Origin of the sequence: Streptomyces sp. TLI_171 (assembly GCF_003610255.1) — a bacterium.
Lineage (GTDB): Bacteria > Actinomycetota > Actinomycetes > Streptomycetales > Streptomycetaceae > Kitasatospora.
On record NZ_RAPS01000001.1, the window covers coordinates 7,630,552 to 7,649,145 of the forward strand.

The window sequence follows — 18,594 nt, forward strand, 5'->3', positions numbered from 1 at the left end:
GGGCCGCCCGAGGCAGCGGGACGGCCACTCACTCGGCGTACCCCGACCCCCACCCACCAGCAAGGAGCCCACCCTTGACTGCTCAGAGCTGGCTGCGCCGCGCACGGCGCGCCCTCCTCGCCACCGGGACCACCGCGGTCCTGACCGCCGCCCTGATCACCGGCACCTCGGCCACCTCGCAGGCCGCCACCCAGGGACCGTGCGACATCTACGCCTCCGGCGGCACCCCCTGCGTCGCCGCGCACTCCACCACCCGCGCCCTGTACGGCGCGTACAACGGCGCGCTGTACCAGGTCCGGCGGGCCTCCGACAGCGCCACCAAGGACATCGGCGTGCTGGCCGCCGGCGGCTACGCCAACGCCGCCGCCCAGGACAGCTTCTGCGCCGGCACCACCTGCGTGATCACCGTCATCTACGACCAGTCCGGCCGCGGCAACAAGCTCACCCAGGCCCCCGGCGGCGGCGCCGCGGGCGGCCCCGACAACCTCGCCCCGGCCACCGCCGCCCCCGTCACCGTCGCCGGGCACCGGGCCTACGGCGTGTACGTGGCCGCGGGCACCGGCTACCGCAACAACAGCACCAACGGCATCGCCACCGGCGACCAGCCCGAGGGGATGTACGCGATCTTCGACGGCACGCACTTCGGCGGCGGCTGCTGCTTCGACTACGGCAACGCCGAGACCAACAACCTGGACACCGGCAACGGCCACATGGAGGCCATCTACTTCGGCGACAGCACCATCTGGGGCTCCGGCACCGGCAGCGGCCCCTGGGTGATGGCGGACCTCGAGAACGGCCTGTTCTCCGGCGTCAACGCCGGGAACAACGCCAACGACCCGAGCGTCAGCCACCGCTTCCTCACCGCGATCGTCAAGGGCGCCCCCAACCTGTGGGCGATCCGGGCCGGCAACGCCCAGTCCGGCGGCCTCTCCACGTACTACAGCGGCGCCCGCCCCAACGTCTCGGGCTACAACCCGATGCACAAGGAAGGCGCGATCATCCTCGGCATCGGCGGAGACAACAGCAAGTCCTCCAGCGGCACCTTCTACGAGGGCGTGATGACCTCCGGCTACCCCTCGGACGCCACCGAGAACGCCGTCCAGGCCAACATCACCGCCGCCAACTACCAGGCCGCCACCGTCACTTCGAGCGCCCTCACGGCCGGCGCCCGGGTCTCGCTGAAGGCCACCACCGCCTGCTGCACCGGCGACTACCTGCGCCACAACTCCGACAGCACGGTCGCCATCTCCGCGATCACCTCCGGCAGTTCCGCGGCCGACAAGAGCGACGCCACCTGGATCGTCCACACCGGCCTCGCCAACAGCTCCTGCCTGTCCTTCGAATCCGCCGCCGCCCCCGGCCAGTACCTGCGCCACTCCGGCTACCGGCTCTACACCGCGGCCAGCAACGGCACCGCCCTGTTCAACCAGGACGCCACCTTCTGCCTGCAGGCCGGCCACAGCGGTCAGGGCTACTCCTTCCAGTCGTCCAACTTCCCCGGCCGCTACCTGCGCCACTACAGCTACGTCGGCTACCTGGCCGGCGACGGCGTGGGCGGCAACACCTGGGACAGCGCCGCCAGTTGGAGCGAGGATACGTCCTGGCTCACCGCCACCGCCTGGGCCTGACCCCGACCGCGCGGCGTCCCCGGCACCACCGGGGACGCCCCGCGTCGGGCCCGTCCCGAGTCGCGCGATCCGGGACGGGATCGACCCATCCGGCTGCCCCGCCGCTCCGAATGCTCGATGATGTTGTCCGCTGACCGCGGACACGCAACTGAGCGGCCCCGGAACGGGGAAGGGGGAGAGGATGGAACTGATCAGCGGCACCGGCCGGGCCTGGCCGCCCTGGCCCGAGCTGATGCCCGGTCACCGACCAGCCCTGGTCGCCCCCGCCGACCCCACCCGCCCGGTCCGCCCGCAGGACGGGTGGACCACCCCGGGCTGCGCCCCGGCCCCGCACCCGGACTGGTCGGCCGTCTTCGACGGCACCCGGCTCACCGTCCACCGCCCCGACGGCACCCGTTGGTTCGACGGCCCGATCGCCGCCGCCCGCGAATGGACCCGGGCCGCCCGCACCCACCGCACCCTGCTGATCGTCACCGGGGAGTTCGGCAGCGCCTTCGACCTCCCCGCCGCGGCGGCGGACGGTCGGCTGCTCCTGATCGCCATGCCGCTGCGCCTGGTCGACGCGCCCTGAGCCCGGGATCCGACCCGCCGTCGGCCCCGGGCGGAAGCGGCGCCGTCGCCCGTCCCCCCGGAGACGGGCGACAGCGCCGGGGTGCCCGGCCGCCCCTCGGGGGCGGCCGGACGATCGGTGGCCCGGCGGCCTCCGATCAGCTCGCGGTGCAGGCGAGGGTCGGTGCGGCGTTGGCGCCGCTGTAGTTGGCGTTGAAGCCGAAGTTGGTGGTGCCCCCGGCCGGGATGGCGCCGTTGTAGGCGGCGTTGTTCACCGTGACGACCTTGCCGGACTGGGTGTAGGTGCCGCTCCAGAGGTTGGTGACCGTCTGGTTGCCGGCGTAGGTCATGGTGACCTTCCAGCCGTTGGTGGCGGTGGAGCCGTTGTTCTTCACGGTCACCGCGCCGGTGTAGCCGGAGCCCCAGTCGGACGCGTTGCTGAAGGTCGCGGTGCAGCCGCTGCCGGTGCCGCCGGTCGGGCTGGACGAGGGGCTGGGCGACGGGCTGGGCGACGGGCTGGTGGTGCCGCCGGTCGGGCTGGGAGAGGGGTTGGTGCCGGTCCCGTGGCTGACCGTGATGTTGGAGCTGCCGCTGCTGCCGTAGCCCTCGGTGGCCAGGATCTCGTAGTTCGGGGTGCCGAGGTTGAGGCCCGCCTTCGCCCACGCGGTGAAGAAGTTGGACACCGTGATGGTGCCACCCGTGCGCTTCGCCTGGCGGATCGCCCAGAACTGCGTGAAGTTCGAGTGGTCGCCCTCGATGGACGGGGCGTCGGTGCGCTGCGTCGAGTACAGGTCGTAGGTGCTGCCGTCGCTGACCACCGAGCCCAGCTTGGTGGCACCCGAACTCGGGTTGTAGTTGCCGAAGTTGTCGACGATGTAGTACTCGATGAGCGGGTTGGTGGTCCAGCCGTACAGCGACAGGTAGCAGTTGCCGTTGCAGTTGAAGGTGCCCGAGTAGGTCACGGCGTCCGTCGTGCCCGGGTTCCAGCCCTTGCCCGCGACGAAGTTGGTGACGTTGTTCCACGTGGTGCTGTACTGGCCGCCGGAGCCCAGGGTCATCGAGGCCTGGCCGCTGTTCTGGCTCCAGAACGAGTAGAAGTACCCGTTGTTGGTGCCGGTTCCGTTCGACGAGATGGTGGTGTCGGCGCTCGCGACGGTCGGGATGACGAGCACGGCTGCGACGGCCACGGCAAGGATGCGCGCCTTGCGGGCGATCCGGGCGAGGCGGCCGCGTCGGGTGGGACGGGTGGGCTTCACGTGCCTGCTTCCTCTTCGGTGGGGGCGGACGGAAAGGTGTGGCGCGGCCCGACCCGGCGCGGCGCCGCAGCCGCGGTGGCGGCCGGCGCGTGCGGGTGTCGTGGCAACGCGGCGGGGTGGCCGGACGCCGTAGGGTCGGCGGCCGGCGAACACCCGGGGGACCGGGTCGAGATGGTCGACCTGGATCGGCAGTCATGGGGCCTGCCGATGGCGATGATGCTGGCCCGCACCTGTCAGGCTGTCAACACTTTCGACACACTTGCGAAATGTCTGCTGGAGCTTCGGACTCCGGCGGTCAAAAATATTCGCAGCTCACCGGCTACTGATGGATAGTCACCCACCTAATTGGCCGACCTGGAGCAGGTGTTGATCGGCGAACGCTTCAGAGCCGGCGGGCCCGGGGAGGCCATCGATATCCGAAACTTTCGCAATGTCGCTCGATCGTTGGTGGCCGGAGTGGGGGAGCGGGGCGGGCGGAACCGACCCGCGGCGGTCGGCGTCCGTCCAGGCACACGCAGGATCCGAGCACGAAGGACACGCCATGCCCGCCACCGCCGCCCGCCACCTCTACGTCGTCCGGCACGCCCAGGCGACGGCCGACGAGAGCGAACTGACGGAGGCGGGCCGCCGGCAGGCCGTGCTGCTGGGGCAGCGGCTGCGCGGCGTCCCGCTGACGGCGATCCACCACGGGCCGCTCGGCCGGGCCGAACAGACGGCGCGGCTGATCGGCGACCAGCTCGACGGCGTACCCCGCCGGTGCGCGGAACAGGCCGGCGACTACCTGCCGTACCTGCCGACCCGCGCGGAACTGCCCCCGGAGGCGGCCGACGCCTGGACCGGGTTCCTGAGCGGGTTCACGGCCGAGGAACGCGAACAGGGGCCGTCGCTCGCCACGGCGGCGCTCGCGGAGTTCACCGGTCCGGTGACCGGCGACGAACCGCGGCACGAACTCCTGGTCACCCACAACTTCCTGGCGGCCTGGCTGGTCCGCGCCGCCCTGGACGCACCGAAGTGGCGCTGGCTGGGCATCAACCACGCCAACGCGGCGCTGACGGTCATCCGCTACGCGCCCGACCGGCCGCCCGCGCTCCTCGTCCTCAACGACACCGGCCACCTGCCCGCCGAGCTCCGCTGGACCGGACTCCCGCCGGAGCTCCGGGTCGGCGGCCGGTGATCAGCCCTTCATCCGCAGCTCCCAGATGGTCACCTCGGTGTCCACCTCGCCGTAGCTGCCCTGTTCGTAGTGCGTGTCGTTGACCTTGAACAGGGCGATCGGCGAGGCGTCGTCGACGGCGCAGACGAGGTCGCCGGGGACCACGGTGACCCGATCGTGCGGCTGGGTCCGCAGCAGCTCCCGGCAGCCCTCCGCGGTGGGCGCCTCGGACGCCGTCCAGAGCGCGACGGTGCCCTTGATCTCCAACCCGTTCTCACCGGTGCGCCCCGCCGACGGCCGGTAGAAGAAGTTGCCGGTGGACCGCTCCGGCGGCCGCTTCGTGAGATCGATGCCCTGCTGGGAGAGCACCCACTTGCCCGACCAGCGCACGGCCGCACCGGCGGCGGGCGACGGGGCCGGACCGGTGGCGCCCGCGCCCGCCGTGGCACCCGTTCCGGCCGGGGCGGCGGGCGGCGCCGCCGTGACGGTCACCGAGGCGGGCGGGGCGGCGGCGGGGGAGGACGACCCGCCGCCGGTGAACGCGGCGATCGCACTGGCCACACCGGCGGCCGCGCTGACCACCGCCGCGACCACGCCCCAGAGCTTCGCGTGCGACCTCCCGTCGCCCGTGGTGCTTCCGGCCGCGACGGGCGGACCGGGCGGGCCGGCCGGGCGCGACGGCACGGGCTGGTGTTCGGACGGCGACGGGTGCTGCACGGTGTTCCCCCGAGAGTGGAGTGGTGGCGCTGCCGAGGCGGCGCCAGGACCCTTGGACCAACGGGCACCATAGCAACTCCGGGCCCGTGGCGAGGGGCCCGCGGTCAACCGCTGACGAGCCGTCACCACCCCTGTGAGCGGCCCGGATGTGGTGATCCGGTGAACCCGCCGGCCCCGGCGGGCGGCTCAGCCGAGCTCCGCGACCGCCACCCGCCCCGACCGCAGGGACGCCCGGCCCCGGGAGGAGACGCCGAGCGCCTCGGCGAGGTCGAGCAGATCGCGGTCCGACACCACCCGCAGGCCGAACTCCCCGAGCAGCGCGGCCATCCGCGCCGGCTGCCACAGCGAGCGCCACGGCTCGCCGGCGGTGATGGCGTTGCCCAGCAACCGGGTCAGCCACCGCCCCACGGTCGCCTTCGCGGAGGGCGCCTGGTAGTTGAGGACCAGCGCGCTGCCCGGCGCCGACCGGGCGGCGAGCGCGGCCAGCGTGGCCCGCACCTGAGCGCGGCTCAGGTACGGCACCACGCCCTCCCACAGCCACGTGGTCGGCGCGGCGGGGTCGTGCCCGGCGCCGTCCAGGGCCGTGCCGAGGTCGTCCACGGCGAAGTCGACCGGCGTGAACCGCACGGAACGCGCCAGCTCCGGCGGCGCGGCCGCGGCGAGCCGGGCCCGCTTGTCCTGCTGCGACGCCGGATGGTCGACCTCCCACACGTCGGTGCCGGCGAGCTCGGCCAGCCGCCAGGCCCGGGTGTCGAGACCGGCGCCCAGGATCACCACCTGCCGTGGCGCGCGGACCCGCAGGGCCTCGTCGATGGCCACCGTGCGCGGCACCACCACCTCGGCGCAGGCCCGCACGCTCTCGTACCCGGTGCGCGCCTGCCACCCCTGCGGCGGGGCGCCCGCCCGCACCGCGTCCACGGCTGCCCGCTCGGCCGGGTCCAGCAGCCGCACCGCCACCGGATCGGCGAACCGTCCGACCGCCGCCCGCCCGTCCGCGACCGCCCGCCCCTGGCAGACCAGCACCGCCGTCCGACTCGCCGCACGCCCGCTCTCGCTCATGAACCGTATTCAACCCGACCCGGCACACCGCCTGGGAACCCGGCGTCAGGGCGTGCAGCCGGTCAGCGGGCCGGTGTCGCCGGCCGGGCGGCCGCACAGGTGGTCCGTGGCGGGCGCGCCCTGGGCGTCGCGGCGGACCCGGATGACGTGCAGGCCGTGCCCGGGCTGCGGGGCGGTGGCCAGTGGGCGGACCTCCCGGAAGTCCACGGTGCCGGTGGCCCGGTTGTTCAGCTGCACCGCGCGCAGCGCCGCCATGACCGAGCCCGTTCCGGTCCGCTGCGAGGCCCCGGCCTTCGCGGCGCCGGCCTGGAGCGCGGCGGTGGCGTCGTACGCGAGCGCCAGCGAGCCGTCGGAGAACACGTCGTCCTCGTACGGGTTCGGCGTGCGCGGCAGCAGGTGGAACACCGCGGCGGCGGTGTCGGACAGGTCGGAGCCGCGCGCGGTGGCCGCCGGGTCGCTGAGCGCCGTGTAGTACAGGGTGGCCTGCGGGGCGATCGCGGTGCCGCCGGTGCGGAACTGGGCCTTCGTCAGGTCGTCGCCGGTGAGGACGGTCAGCGGCCGGGCGCAGCCCTTGTCGTCCGACAGGCGGCGCATCAGCTGGTTCACGTCGTCCGCGCGGCCCGCCAGGTAGAGCACCGCCGGCGGGTGGTCGCCGTGGCAGGTGGTGGCGAGCGCCGTCTCGTAGTCCGGGTCGCCGTTGCTGGTGAGGCCGTACTCGATCGGGTGGCCGCCGATCAGCCGGTAGCCGGCCTCGGTGAGCATCGCCGAGCCGTACTTGGCCTGCTCGGGGCTGTAGCGGTCGTCGGGGGTGGGCGTGCGGGTCAGCACCGCCGCCCAGCGGTCCTCCGGCGGTGTGGCCAGCCCGTCGACGATCAGGCGCAGCGCCGCGGCCTCCTCCTGGTCGGTGGCGGCCAGGCCGAAGTAGTTGACGTGGCTCTGCGCCAGGTAGCTCGCCGAGTTGGTGGTGCTGACCACGGCCAGGCCGGCCTGCTGCAGCAGCGTCAGGGTGGAGTCGCTGTCGGCGGTGTCCCGGCCGAGGCCGACCACGCCGGCGATCGACCGGTCGCGGGCGGCGAGGTCGACGATCCGGTGCACCATGTCGGTCTGGAAGTACATGTCCTGCCCGCCGTTGGCGACCAGCACCTTGATCTTCAGCGGATCGCCCGCGTTGTTGCGCACCTGCGCCAGGTGCACGCCGGTCAGCTCCTTCAGGCTGTTCAGCGCCCGCCCCTGCTGCCCGGCGGCGGTGGTGAGCGAGCCCGCGTACACGACGGTGATGTAGCGGACGTCCGGCAGCGCGTCCACCCGCGCGTTCTCGGTGCGGATCGCCGCCTCCAGGTCCGCCAGGCCGAGCGCGGAACCGGTGCGGTCGCCGCCCTCGCCCGGCAGGGCGCCGCTCAGCCGGATGCCGCCGTCGCCGGCGAAGGTCACCGACCCGGTGGCGACGCCGACGCACTCCCGGGTGCCGCCGGGATCGGTGCGCCACACCGCGTCCGGGTTGGAGCCCACCAGCCGCGCCTCGCAGAACCGGTCGCCGAGCTGCTGCACCCGCAGCCCGGCCGCGCCGGCCACCAGCACCAGGACCAGCAGCAGCGACCAGCGCGACCACAGGAACCACCAGGACCGGCCCACCGCGACGGGCGCCAGCCGGGTGGTCGCCCCCGCCTCCAACTGCAGCCGGGTCAGCCGCACCGGCAGCGTCCACGCCAACGCCCGCCCCCGGCTCGGCGCCTGACGGATCCGCAGATCGCTCACCCAGTTCTCGTACGGGCCGCGCCGCGCCCCGACCGCGTGCACCGTCACCGGCGCGGTGTGAGCGTCCTCCAGCCAGGCCGCCACGTCCGCGTGCGCGACCGCCGCCAGCACCAGCAGCGGGTCCTGCTCGCTGCGGCGGCTGCGCACGTCGGAGATCGCACCGAGCACCCGAAGAGCGCCCCCGGGCGCGTCCGCCCGCGGCACGAACACCACCGGCGGCACCCGGCGCTTGCGGCCCCGGGCGTCCGGCGCCCACGAGCGGTGCGCCCACCGCAGGTCCTCCAGCAGGGCGAGCGTGCGCAACTGCAGGTGGAACTGCTGCGCCCGGTCGCGCTCCTCCGGCGCGGTGTCCGGCAGTTGGGCCTTCAGGACCTCCCCGGCCACCTCGCGGGCACGGGCCTGGGTGACGTCCCAGGACATCCGGGGCCGCCACAGCGACCAGGCGGCGGCCTGCCGTCCGGACGCCGCCAGGAAGGTGGTGGTGGCGAACCAGCGGCTGGCCGAGCCCAGCCAGGACAGCGGCGCGGTGTTGCGCCGCACCCAGCCGGTCACGCCGAGCACGGCCAGCGCGCCCAGCAGCACCGCGCTGACGAACTGCCAACTCGCTTGGGTCAGCAGGCTGGTGAGTGCGGCGAGGACGAACGCGCCGATCAGCGTGGTGGAGTTGAGCACGGGCGACAGCAGCCGCTGCAGCTCGCCGCCGGCGGTACGCGGCTCCGGCCGCCAGTGCAGATCGCTCAGCCGGGCCAGCACCGAGTCCACCAGGTCGTCGGGCGAACGCCCCGCCGGGTCCGACTCCTCCAGGGCGTGCCGGGCGGCCGCCTCGATCGCCGCGACCAGCCGGGACCGGGGCGTGGCGTAACCGCGGTACCAGGACGGCCCCCGGCGCGCCCACGGCCCCTTCGCCAGCCCGTCCAGGATGGCGATCGCGTTCTGGTGCGGATCCCCGCCCGTGGTGTGGGGGACCGTCCGGTGCGGCAGGTCCCCGTTCTCCTGCGCCTCCTGGACCGCCCGGACCACGCCGCGGACCTCCGCGTCCAGCGCCGGGTCGTCGTCCTGCGCGTACAGCACCACCACCGGCATCGGCAGCCGGGCGCCGCTGAACTGCGCGACGAGATCCTGAACCAGTGCGTCCACCTCGTACTTGGCAGTGGTTCGTACCCCGCCGATCCCCGCGCCGCCCCGTACCGCACCCGACGTCATCCGCCACCCCCGCAGCCATCCGCCCCCGCGGCCGAAGCCGCGCCGACCCTGATTCGGCGTCAGACGGCGAGTCTAGACCCGGGATCCGACGCCGCACACGGGTGCGCGGAGTCCGCCCCGCGCCTGCCGCCGTGCGGGGCGAGGACGGGCCGCTCCGGCGCGTCCCGGTCGAGCACTCCAGCAGGTGCCGGTTGGCCCGGCTCCAGGCGAGGCGGCCCCGCAGTTCGGTCGGGTACCCCTCGGCGACCCAGGCGGCCTGCGGTCCGTGGCCCTGCTCCGCCAGCCGCCGCACGGCGTCGATCCCGTGCTCCTGAACGGTGAGCACGGCAACGCAGCCGGTTGTGATCGGCCCACTGGCGGTTCCCGCGCCTCCCGCAGCAACTGCCGCCGCTGTCAAATCCGTTACCCGGGCGGCGGCGCCCTCACCGCGGACGAGCGGCGCACCTTGAACGCCTGTCCGCGGGCGACCGTCGTCACGGTCGCCGGCACCGGCTTCTTCCGCCCCGAGGGGAGCTGCGGCGCGGCGCGGAGGTCGTGGTGGCGGCCCCGGCGCTTGCCGGGCCGGGCTCGGGAGGAAGCGGACGGCCCGGGGTGCGGGGGTGTCCGAACGGGCTGCCAGGATGGCGGGCATGAGCATTTCGATCAACCACTCGACCGCCGACAAGGCGCACGTCCTCGGACTTCTCGGCGCGGGCGGTAAGTTGACGGAGCGTCAGGCGAGGGCGTTGGAAGGGGCCAGGGAGGAGGCCCGCCGGTCCTACGGGCGCAGCGAGCTGCCGCTGCCGGTCACCGAGGCGCTGGAGCACCTGGTGGCCGGACACGCCGACTCGACCGCCGAGTACGCGGGCAACTCCTACCAGCGGGCCCTCCAACTGCTCACCGCCCAGTGCGGATCGGACCTGGGCACGCTGGCCACCTACTCGCGGGCCGCCACCTTCTTCGGCCGCCTCGACGAGGAACTCGCGGCGGCCGGCGTCGCCGCCGCACTGCTGCCCGGCCACTACCTGTTCGGCGGCCCGCCGGACGAGTTCCCGTACATCCCCGGCTCCACCGACGGCTACCCCGCGCTCGGCCACCTGCCGCTGTCGCTGACCAAGCCGGCCGCCGACGCCTACCGGGCGGCACTCGACCGGATCGACGCGGACTTCCGGTACGACCTGGAGCTGCTGATCGAGCTGCTGGACATCGAGCACGAGAGCTGGGAGTACGGCACCGCGAACCTCGACTGGTACACCCAGGACACCGTCTTCTTCTACCTCGGCTAGCCGGCCGGGCGGACTCCGGCGAGCGCCAGGACGTCGGCGAGTACGGCGGGCAGGTCGTCCCGGACGGTCAGCGCGGGGCGGGCGAGGCGGGCTTGGTGCAGGACGTCGAGGCGGCGGGGATAGTGGGGGTGGGCGCCGACGGCGAGGGGGCGGGCGGGGGTGTCGAGGGCGGCGCCGAACTCCAGGAGGGCGATGGGCTGGACGGCCTCGGCCGGGAACCAGAACAGGGTGAGGACCTGCGGCAGGTGCAGGTGGCGGTACTCCCAGGCGATCTGGGCCGGGGCGGCCGCGGGGTCGCCGATCGGGAAGTCGGACCGGCGGGGGTTGAGCACCACCAGGCCGTCGGCGAGCAGCAGTTCGGCGGCCTCGGCCTGCCAGTCGGGGCAGTCGGTGATCCCGCCCGCGAGGAAGATCGCGGGCGGGTCGCCGGCGGCGGGTTCGTACCGCTCGGGCGCCTCGACGTACCGGGGGCGGGTGGACGCGGTCGGGTGCTGAGGTGTCGTCATGCCGACCACGATGCCTGCTGCGGTGCGCCGGCCGCAGGTCAGTTCACGCTGCAGGACACCGTCGGCCAGGTGGTGCTGCCGTTCTTCATGATGGTCATGCCCCAGTTGTTGCCCGCGCCGTTGGGGGTGGCGACGAGGGTCTGGGCGTCGGGGTAACCGGCGTTGATGTTCCAGGTGGAGCTGACCTTCTCCGGGGAGGGGACCTTGACGGTGACCTTCCAGGTGCTGGAGCCGGTGACCGCGACGTTCAGGTTGTAGCGGTCGCTCCACGAGCTGCCCGCGGACAGCGTCGCGGTGCAACTCCCGCCGGTGCCACCGCCCGTGCCGCCACCGGTGCCGCCGTCGGTGGGGGCCACCGCGCGGCCGGTCTGCGGGGAGATCATGCCGGCGCACAGGCCGCGGGCGGCCAGGTTCTGGGCGATCTGCGGAATGGCGGCGAGGGTGTTCGCCGGCCACTCGTGCATCAGGATCACCTGGCCGTTGCCGAGCCGGCCGACGGCCTGCACGATCGCGGCGGTGCTCGCACCGTTCCAGTCCTGCGAGTCGACGTCCCAGATGACCTCGGTGAGGCCGTACTTGGCCTCGACCGCCTTCAGGGTCGCGTTGGTCTCGCCGTACGGCGGACGGAACAGCTTCGGCGTGCCGCCGCCGGCGTTGGCGATCGCCGACTGGGTGGAGGCCACCTCGGAGTCGATCTGGGCCTGGCTCTGCTGGATCAGGTGCGGGTGGGTGTAGCTGTGGTTGCCGACCCACATCCCGGCCGCGACCTCGGCCTGGACCTGGGCCGGGTAGGCCGCGGCGAACTGCCCCTCGTTGAACACGGTGGCCCGCAGGCCGTTCTGCTTGAGCGCGTTCAGCAGGGCCGGGGTGTGGTCGTTGGAGGGGCCGTCGTCGAAGGTGAGTCCGACGTAGCCGTTGCAGGTGGCGGCCCGGGCCGGGGCGGCGTTGACCGTGGCGGTCGCCAGGCCGGTCGCGACCGTGGCCGCGACGGCCAGTCCGGCGATCAAGGGGCGTAGCGAAAGTTTCGTCAAGCGCATGGGGGTGCGACTCCTCGTCGTTCGCCAGCAGGAACTCCGACGAGTGTCGACCGGGCCGCTCCGAGGAGTCAATGTTCGGGCTGAAAGTTTCGAGGGCCAGTCGAAAGCCATGCGGCCTTGACCGCGGCAGGGTCCGCTCCTAGATTCGCGGTGCCCGCACCCGGGTGACGGTCCGTCGGCTGACAAGGGGTCACCATGCGCAAGCCGAGCTCGCTGTCCAGGGCCCTGCTCGGCCTGGCGGGTGCGGTGGCACTCGTCGCGGCCGTCCCGGCCACCGCCGACGCGAACGTGCTGACCCGCCTGCCGCAGAACGCACCCGGCCTGGATCAGACCTTCTCCCCGGCCTACGACTACGACAAGGACGGCTGCTACGCCACCGCCGCGATCGGCCTCGACGGCACCGTGAACCCGGGGCTCAAGCTCGGCGGCGACGTCAACGGCCACTGCCACGACTACGCCCAACTCGCCGACTCCAACACCTACTCGCGCGCGGCCTGCAACAACGGCTGGTGCGCCGTGATGTACGCCAGCTACTTCGAGAAGGACCAGGCGACGCTGGGCCCGGCGGCGATCGGGCACCGGCACGACTGGGAGCACGTGGTGGTGTGGATCCACGACGACGCCGTGCAGTACGTGTCGGTGTCCCAGCACAGCGGCTACCAGGTGGCCGCCCGCTCGGCGATCCGCTTCGACGGCACCCACCCGAAGATCGTCTACCACAAGGACGGCGCGTCCACCCACGACTTCCGGTTCGCCAACGGCAACGACGAGCCGGCCGAGAACGCCACCGGGAACTGGTTCTACCCGCGGCTGGTCGGCTGGGACGGCTACCCGGCCGGCTACCGCGACAAGCTGCTGCAGGCCGACTTCGGCGCGGCCACCATCAAGATCGACGACGGTGACTTCCAGTACGCCCTGGCCCACTCGATGCCCGCGGGCATCCTGTTCGACCCCAACGTCTGACGGTCCGTCGGGAGACGCGGCCGGGGGCGCCCGCAGGCGCCCCCGGCCCTCGTGCCGGACGGTCAGTCCATCGCGTTGGCGACCACGGTGCTCGGGTTGGCGAGGTCGGCGGCCAGCGGCAGGTTGCGGGAGCTGTCACCCACCAGGATCCGGTAGGTGCCCGCCGTCGCCGTCCAGTTGCTGCTCGCGGTGTCCCAGTGCGCGAGGTCGTGCGCGGTCACGGTGAACGAGACGGTGCCGGAGGCGCCGGGGTTCAGCGTGATCCGCTGGAAGCCCTTGAGCTGGTGCGGCGGTTCACCGACCGAGGCGGGGGCGCCCACGTACAGTTGGGCCACCTCGGTCCCGGCCCGGCTGCCGGTGTTGGTGACGGTGGCGGTCACCGTCGCCCGGCCGTCGGTCAGCGGCCCGACCTGCAGGTTGCTGAACGCGAAGCCGGTGTAGGACAGCCCGTGGCCGAACGGGAAGAGCGGGGTCAGGTTGTTGGAGTCGTACCACCGGTACCCGATCCTGAGGCCCTCCGAGTACTGCACGGTGCCGCCCGTGCCCGGCCACTGCGCGGGCGTGTTCGCCGGCACCTGGGAGAGCGAGGCCGGGAAGGTGATCGGCAGGTGTCCGGACGGGTTGACGTCGCCGAACAGCAGCGCCGCGATCGCCTCGCCGAACTCCTGGCCCTGGTAGAAGCCCTCGAACACGCCCGCGACCTGGTTCAGCCACGGCATCATGATCGCGGAGTTGTTGCTGAGCACCACGATGGTGTTCGGGTTGGCCGCGGCCACCGCCGAGATCAGCGCGTCCTGGTTGCCCGGCAGGTTGAGCGTGGCGGTGTCGGCCGTCTCGTGCCCGTAGTTGTCGGCCGCGAAGACGATCGCCACGTTCGAGGACCTGGCGAGCGCCACCGCGGCGGCCTGGTCGGTGCCCTCGTCGTAGGCCACGGTGGTGTTCGTTCCGGCGGTGCGCTGCTGGATCCCGTACAGCGGGGTGTAGGTGCCGGAGCTGGTGGCGTTGCCGCTGCCGCCGCCGGAGGTCAGCGTCCCCGGCCCGGCCTGGGCGCCGATGATCGCCAGCGAGCGGCCGCCGTTCGGGTCGAGCGGCAGCACGCCGTTGTTCTTGAGCAGGACGGTGCCCTCCTCGGCGCCGCGCAGCGCCACCGCCCGGTGCGCCGGGGTGGCGACGATGGCGGTGGTCGAGCCGCTCGGCGCCTTGTCGAACAGGCCGAAGCGGAACATCTGGGTCAGCACCCGGGAGACCATGGTGTCGAAGGTCGCCTGGCTGACCTGCCCGGAGGCGACGGCCTGCATCAGCGCGGTGGCGAAGAAGCCGTTGAAGGGCATCTCGACCGTCTCGCCGGCGTTCGCCGACGGCACGGTGGAGTGGATGCCGCCCCAGTCCGAGGTGATGAACCCCTGGAAGCCGGCCTGCTGGTACATCGCGACGTTCTCCAGCGCCGGGTTCTGGCACGAGTACTCGCCGTTGACCATGCTGTACCCGCACATCAGCGCCGCCGCGCCGCCCTTCTCGATGGCGGTCTGGAAGGCCGGCAGGTAGATCTCCTGCAGGGTGCGGGTGTCGACGATCTCGTTGCCGGGCGCCGACGGCTGCTCGACGTTGTACGCGGCCACGTGCTTCACCTCGGCCATCACGCCCTGGCTCTGCATGCCCTGGACGTCCGCGGAGGCGATCTGCCCGCTCAGGTACGGGTCCTCGCCGAAGGTCTCGTAGGCCCGTCCCCAGCGCGGGTCCCGCACCATGTTGACGGTCGGGCCGAGCGAGACGTGCACGCCCTTGCCGGCGAACTCCTGGCCGACCGCGACGCCGAACTCGTGCACGTAGTCGGTGTCGAAGGTGGCCGCCGACACCTCGCCGTCCGGGAACTGGGTGACCCCGCCGAGCCCGTCGCCGACGCCGCTCGGCCCGTCCTCGAAGTTGACGTCGGGGATGCACAGGTCGGGCTGGCCGGCGATCTGCCCGATGTAGACGTTCGAGCCGTCGCCGTACAGCATCCGGTCCTTCTGGTCCTGCGTCATCGCGCCCATCAGCTGGGCCACCCGGGTCGCCACCGGCACGTTCGGCTGGTTCAGCCACGGGCAGGCGCCCGGCGCGGGCTTCGGCGCCGGCGGCGGGATGGTGACGGTCCGGTCGCCGACCGTGCGGACGGCCATCTCCCAGAGCGACACCCCGTACGCGGTGGCCCGGGCGGTGGCGTACATCCGGACGTACCGCCCGGTGCCGGAGACGTTCACGGTCTGGGTGCCGCCCGTTCCCGCGACGGTGGCGAGCGTGCTCCAGTTCGTCCGGTCCGCGGAGACCTGGATCTGGAACGCGGAGGCGTAGGCGTTCTCCCAGCGGAGCACCACCTGACAGACCGGCAGGCTCCCGCCCAGGTCTACGTCGACCCACTGCGGGTCGCCGACCGCGCTCGACCAGCGGGTCAGCGTGCTGCCGTCGGTCGCGTAGAAGGCGTCGTAGGCCGGGTTGCCGTCCTGGGTGGAGGACCCGGAGGCCGGGTGCCCGAGCGCCGCGTTCACGGTGCCGCAGCCGCCGGTGGGCGAAGCGGTGGGGGAGGTCGTGGGGGACGCGGTGGGTGTGGGGGAGCCGCCCGGGCCGCCGGTGAACACCTGGAACTCCCAGAGCGAGTAGCCGAACTGGGTGGCCCGGGCGGTGCCGTACACCCGGACGTAGCGCCCGGTGCCGGCCACGTTCAGGCGCTGGGTGCCGCCGACTCCGGTGGTGGTGGAGTAGAGGGTCGCCCAGGAGCTGCGGTCGGTCGAGGTCTGCACCTGGAAGGCCGTGGCGTACGCGGCCTCCCAGACCAGCGCGACCTGGCAGACCGTCAGCGCGGAGCCGAGGTCCACCTCGATCCACTGCGGATCGGCGGCCGCGCTGGACCAGCGGGTCCCGCCGTCGCCGTCGACGGCCGCGGCGGCCGGGAAGGCGGCGTTCTCCTGCGAGGACACCGTGACCGGCCGGTTCAGCGCCGCGTTCTGGGTGCCGCAGGTCGCCCCGCCGCCGGCGCCCGAGGTCCCGTAGACCTGGAACTCCCACAGCGAGTAGCCGTAGCCGGTGGTGCGCGCGGTGCCGTACATCCGCACGTACCGGCCCGACCCGGAGACGGTCAGCGTCTCGGTGCCGCCCGCGCCGGTGGTGGTGGCGTACACGGGCGTCCAGTTGGCGCCGTCCGCCGAGACCTGGATCTGGTAGGCCTTCGCGGCGGCCGTCTCCCACTGGAGGACGACCTGACTGAGCGTCGCCGTGGCGCCGAGATCGACCTGCAGCCACTGCGGATCGGCGGCGGCGCTGGACCAGCGGGTGCCCGCGTTGCCGTCCACCGCGGCGGAGGCGGGCGTCCCGGCGTTCTCCGCGGACGAGGCGGTGGCGGGCCGTCCCTGCGACAGCAGCGTGGGGGCGGCCTGCGCGGCGGGTGCGCCGGAGACCAGCAGGGCGGCGAGCAGCGCCAGGACGGCGAGGGCCGCCGTCCACAGCGTTCTGACGGTGCGTCGGTGCACCGGGGCGGAGCCCGGCGGGCGTGCTGCGCGTGCGTTCACGGTTCTCCTCGCAGACGACGGGTGGGGGAGGCGGCGGCGCTCAGTAGCCGACGGCGACTTCGAGCCACTGCGGGTTCGCGTGCGAGATGTACGAGGACTGGCCCGCGTAGTCGTCGTACGGGAAGCCGTACGCCAGGGCGTCGATCGCGCGGTCGTGCCAGAACTTGGCGTAGTAGTTGGCCGGGCCCGCCGCGTAGTACTTCGTCGGGTCGGACCACTGGCTCTGCGGCAGCGTCGCGACGTGCCGGTTGAGCGCCGAGCACATGCCCGCGTCGTTCGCGAGGGTGCCCGCGCAGCCGAAGATGTTCGAGGTGGACTCGTTGACACCGACCGAATTCGCGTACGCCGTGAAGTAGTTGGCGTTCACCCCGCCGGTCCGGAAGCTCGGGTCGCTGCCCGGCGCGATGATCCGGTACGGCGCCTCGGTCTGCGCCAGCACCTTGAACTCCTGCGGCACCGCGTTCGCGAAGTCCTGGAACAGCTGGGTGCGGCTCTCGTTGAACACCGACTGCGCGTCACCGACCTGCACGTCGTAGCCGTCGGCGGCGTGCAGCCGCATGGCGAGCGGCAGGGCCCAGGCGTCCACCCGGGTGGTGTTGCCGTTGAACACGTTCGGGCCGACGGTGAACTCGATGAAGTCGGCGTACTTGCTGGTCGGCGAGCCCAGGTAGAAGTACATCCGGCCGGAGGAGTTGGCGGGCATGTCGAGGTACGGCTGCTCGGCGATCGAGTGGACCTGGCCGTTGAAGCTCCAGTACACCTGGCTGTCCGGGTAGGCGCCGTTGGTGCGGTTCAGCACCTTCACCGTCAGCACGTTCGTCGCGGGCGGGATGCTGCTGGTGTCGCCCCAGAACGGGTCGGCGGTCGGAGTCGGCGTGGGCGTGGGCGTCGGGGTGCCGGTCGCGGTGGTGAAGACCTGGAACTCCCACAGCGAGTAGCCGTACGCGGTGGTCCGGGCGGTGCCGGCCATCCGCACGTAGCGGCCGGTGCCGGTGACGGTCAGCGTCTCGGTGCCGCCCGCGCCGGTGGTGGTGGCGTAGACCGGCGTCCAGTTGGCGCCGTCGCTGGAGACCAGCACCTGGTACGCCTTCGCGGCCGCGGTCTCCCACTGGAGCTGGATCCGGCAGACGGTCTGGACCGATCCGAGGTCGACCTGCAGCCACTGCGGGTCGCCGAAGGCGCTCGACCAGCGGGTGCCGGCGTTGCCGTCGAAGGCCGCGGAGGCGGGCGTCCCGGCGTTCTCGGCGGACGAGGCGGAGGCCGGCCTGCCCTGCGCGGCGTTCTGGGATCCGCAGGCGCCCGGCGCGGACCCGCCGTAGACCTGGAACTCCCAGAGCGAGTAGCCGTACTGGGTGGCCCGGGCGGTGCCGTACACCCGGACGTAGCGGCCGGTGCCGGTGACGTTCAGGGTCTGGGTGCCGCCGGCCCCGGTGGTGGTGGAGTAGACGGACGTCCAGGCGGCGGCGTCGTTGGAGACCTGCACCTGGAACGCCGTCGCGTACGCGGCCTCCCACTGCAGGACGACCTGACTGACGGCCTGGCTGGAGCCGAGGTCGACCTGCAGCCACTGCGGGTCGGCGGCGGCGCTGGACCAGCGGGTGCCGGTGTTGCCGTCGACCGCGGCGGAGGCGGGCGTCCCGGCGTTCTCGGTGGACGAGGCGGTGGCGGGCCGGCCCTGCGACAGCAGGACGACCGCCGCGCGGGCGGGCGGCGCCGGGGCGAGCGCGAGCACCAGGCTCGCCAGCAGGCCGGCGACGGCGAGGAGGGCGCACAGCGGCGCACTCCATCGGACGGGGGTGGTTCGTGGCGCGAGCATGTGTCGGCTCCTCGGTGCGCGTGCAGGTGGGGGACGGGGCGTGCGGGCGCGCAGCGAGAGAACGGAGGGCGGCGCTGCTGAGAGCGCTCTCTCGCACCAGCAGTGTGATGACCTGCCAGAACGGGTGTCAAGCGGGAGAGCGCTC

At 73.2% G+C, this 18,594-nt stretch carries 13 protein-coding genes; 5 read left to right on the plus strand and 8 right to left on the minus strand.

The window, feature by feature from the left end; genetic code table 11:
• Window positions 1-74: 74 nt before the first annotated feature.
• On the plus strand, window positions 75-1,628 hold the full coding sequence (locus BX266_RS34115; protein ID WP_099906325.1) for an alpha-L-arabinofuranosidase B: 1,554 nt from the start codon (window positions 75-77) through the stop codon (window positions 1,626-1,628).
• Window positions 1,629-1,809: 181 nt separating this feature from the next.
• The gene (locus BX266_RS34120; protein WP_099906327.1) at window positions 1,810-2,199 is read left to right on the plus strand and encodes a hypothetical protein; all 390 of its coding nucleotides are present in this window, start codon (window positions 1,810-1,812) and stop codon (window positions 2,197-2,199) included.
• A gap of 136 nt (window positions 2,200-2,335) precedes the next feature.
• Here the strand turns inward: BX266_RS34120 and BX266_RS34125 are convergent, their stop codons facing one another.
• Window positions 2,336-3,433 (minus strand): glycoside hydrolase family 11 protein, encoded by a 1,098-nt coding sequence (locus BX266_RS34125; RefSeq protein ID WP_218969295.1) that lies wholly within the window; start codon window positions 3,431-3,433, stop codon window positions 2,336-2,338.
• Between the two features lie 541 nt (window positions 3,434-3,974).
• Between BX266_RS34125 and BX266_RS34130 the strand changes: the two genes are divergently transcribed.
• Window positions 3,975-4,607, plus strand: coding sequence for a histidine phosphatase family protein (locus tag BX266_RS34130; protein WP_099906329.1), 633 nt, complete (start codon window positions 3,975-3,977; stop codon window positions 4,605-4,607).
• Here BX266_RS34130 and BX266_RS34135 read toward each other — a convergent pair whose 3' ends face one another.
• The 3 genes from BX266_RS34135 to BX266_RS34145 all read right to left on the minus strand — a co-directional run bounded on the left by BX266_RS34135 (window position 4,608) and on the right by BX266_RS34145 (window position 9,254).
• Window positions 4,608-5,270: a hypothetical protein gene (locus BX266_RS34135; RefSeq protein ID WP_143687060.1), complete on the minus strand. Its 663-nt coding sequence runs from the start codon at window positions 5,268-5,270 to the stop codon at window positions 4,608-4,610. It abuts the gene before it with no gap.
• A gap of 219 nt (window positions 5,271-5,489) precedes the next feature.
• The gene (locus BX266_RS34140) at window positions 5,490-6,362 is read right to left on the minus strand and encodes a class I SAM-dependent methyltransferase (RefSeq protein ID WP_099906333.1); all 873 of its coding nucleotides are present in this window, start codon (window positions 6,360-6,362) and stop codon (window positions 5,490-5,492) included.
• Between the two features lie 45 nt (window positions 6,363-6,407).
• The gene (locus BX266_RS34145) at window positions 6,408-9,254 is read right to left on the minus strand and encodes a hypothetical protein (RefSeq protein ID WP_099906335.1); all 2,847 of its coding nucleotides are present in this window, start codon (window positions 9,252-9,254) and stop codon (window positions 6,408-6,410) included.
• A 695-nt stretch (window positions 9,255-9,949) separates the two neighbouring features.
• Here BX266_RS34145 and BX266_RS34150 point away from each other — a divergent pair.
• Window positions 9,950-10,585 carry a hypothetical protein gene (locus BX266_RS34150; RefSeq protein WP_099906336.1) on the plus strand — a complete coding sequence of 212 codons (636 nt, stop codon included), beginning with the start codon at window positions 9,950-9,952 and terminating at the stop codon, window positions 10,583-10,585.
• Here BX266_RS34150 and BX266_RS34155 read toward each other — a convergent pair.
• Together BX266_RS34155 and BX266_RS34160 are read right to left on the minus strand one after the other, a co-directional pair.
• Window positions 10,582-11,091 carry a nucleoside 2-deoxyribosyltransferase domain-containing protein gene (locus tag BX266_RS34155; RefSeq protein WP_099906338.1) on the minus strand — a complete coding sequence of 170 codons (510 nt, stop codon included), beginning with the start codon at window positions 11,089-11,091 and terminating at the stop codon, window positions 10,582-10,584. The two genes, BX266_RS34150 and BX266_RS34155, sit on opposite strands and share 4 nt — an antisense overlap.
• Before the next feature lie 38 nt (window positions 11,092-11,129).
• On the minus strand, window positions 11,130-12,128 hold the full coding sequence (locus BX266_RS34160) for a polysaccharide deacetylase family protein (protein WP_099906340.1): 999 nt from the start codon (window positions 12,126-12,128) through the stop codon (window positions 11,130-11,132).
• A 195-nt stretch (window positions 12,129-12,323) separates the two neighbouring features.
• Between BX266_RS34160 and BX266_RS34165 the strand changes: the two genes are divergently transcribed.
• Window positions 12,324-13,091 carry an NPP1 family protein gene (locus BX266_RS34165; protein ID WP_099906342.1) on the plus strand — a complete coding sequence of 256 codons (768 nt, stop codon included), beginning with the start codon at window positions 12,324-12,326 and terminating at the stop codon, window positions 13,089-13,091.
• A gap of 62 nt (window positions 13,092-13,153) precedes the next feature.
• Here BX266_RS34165 and BX266_RS34170 read toward each other — a convergent pair whose 3' ends face one another.
• Both BX266_RS34170 and BX266_RS41020 read right to left on the minus strand, forming a co-directional pair.
• A complete protein-coding gene (locus BX266_RS34170) occupies window positions 13,154-16,633 on the minus strand; it encodes a discoidin domain-containing protein (protein ID WP_218969296.1) in 3,480 nt (1,159 codons plus the stop codon).
• A 40-nt stretch (window positions 16,634-16,673) separates the two neighbouring features.
• Window positions 16,674-18,449: a discoidin domain-containing protein gene (locus BX266_RS41020; protein ID WP_099906344.1), complete on the minus strand. Its 1,776-nt coding sequence runs from the start codon at window positions 18,447-18,449 to the stop codon at window positions 16,674-16,676.
• Window positions 18,450-18,594: the final 145 nt, after the last annotated feature.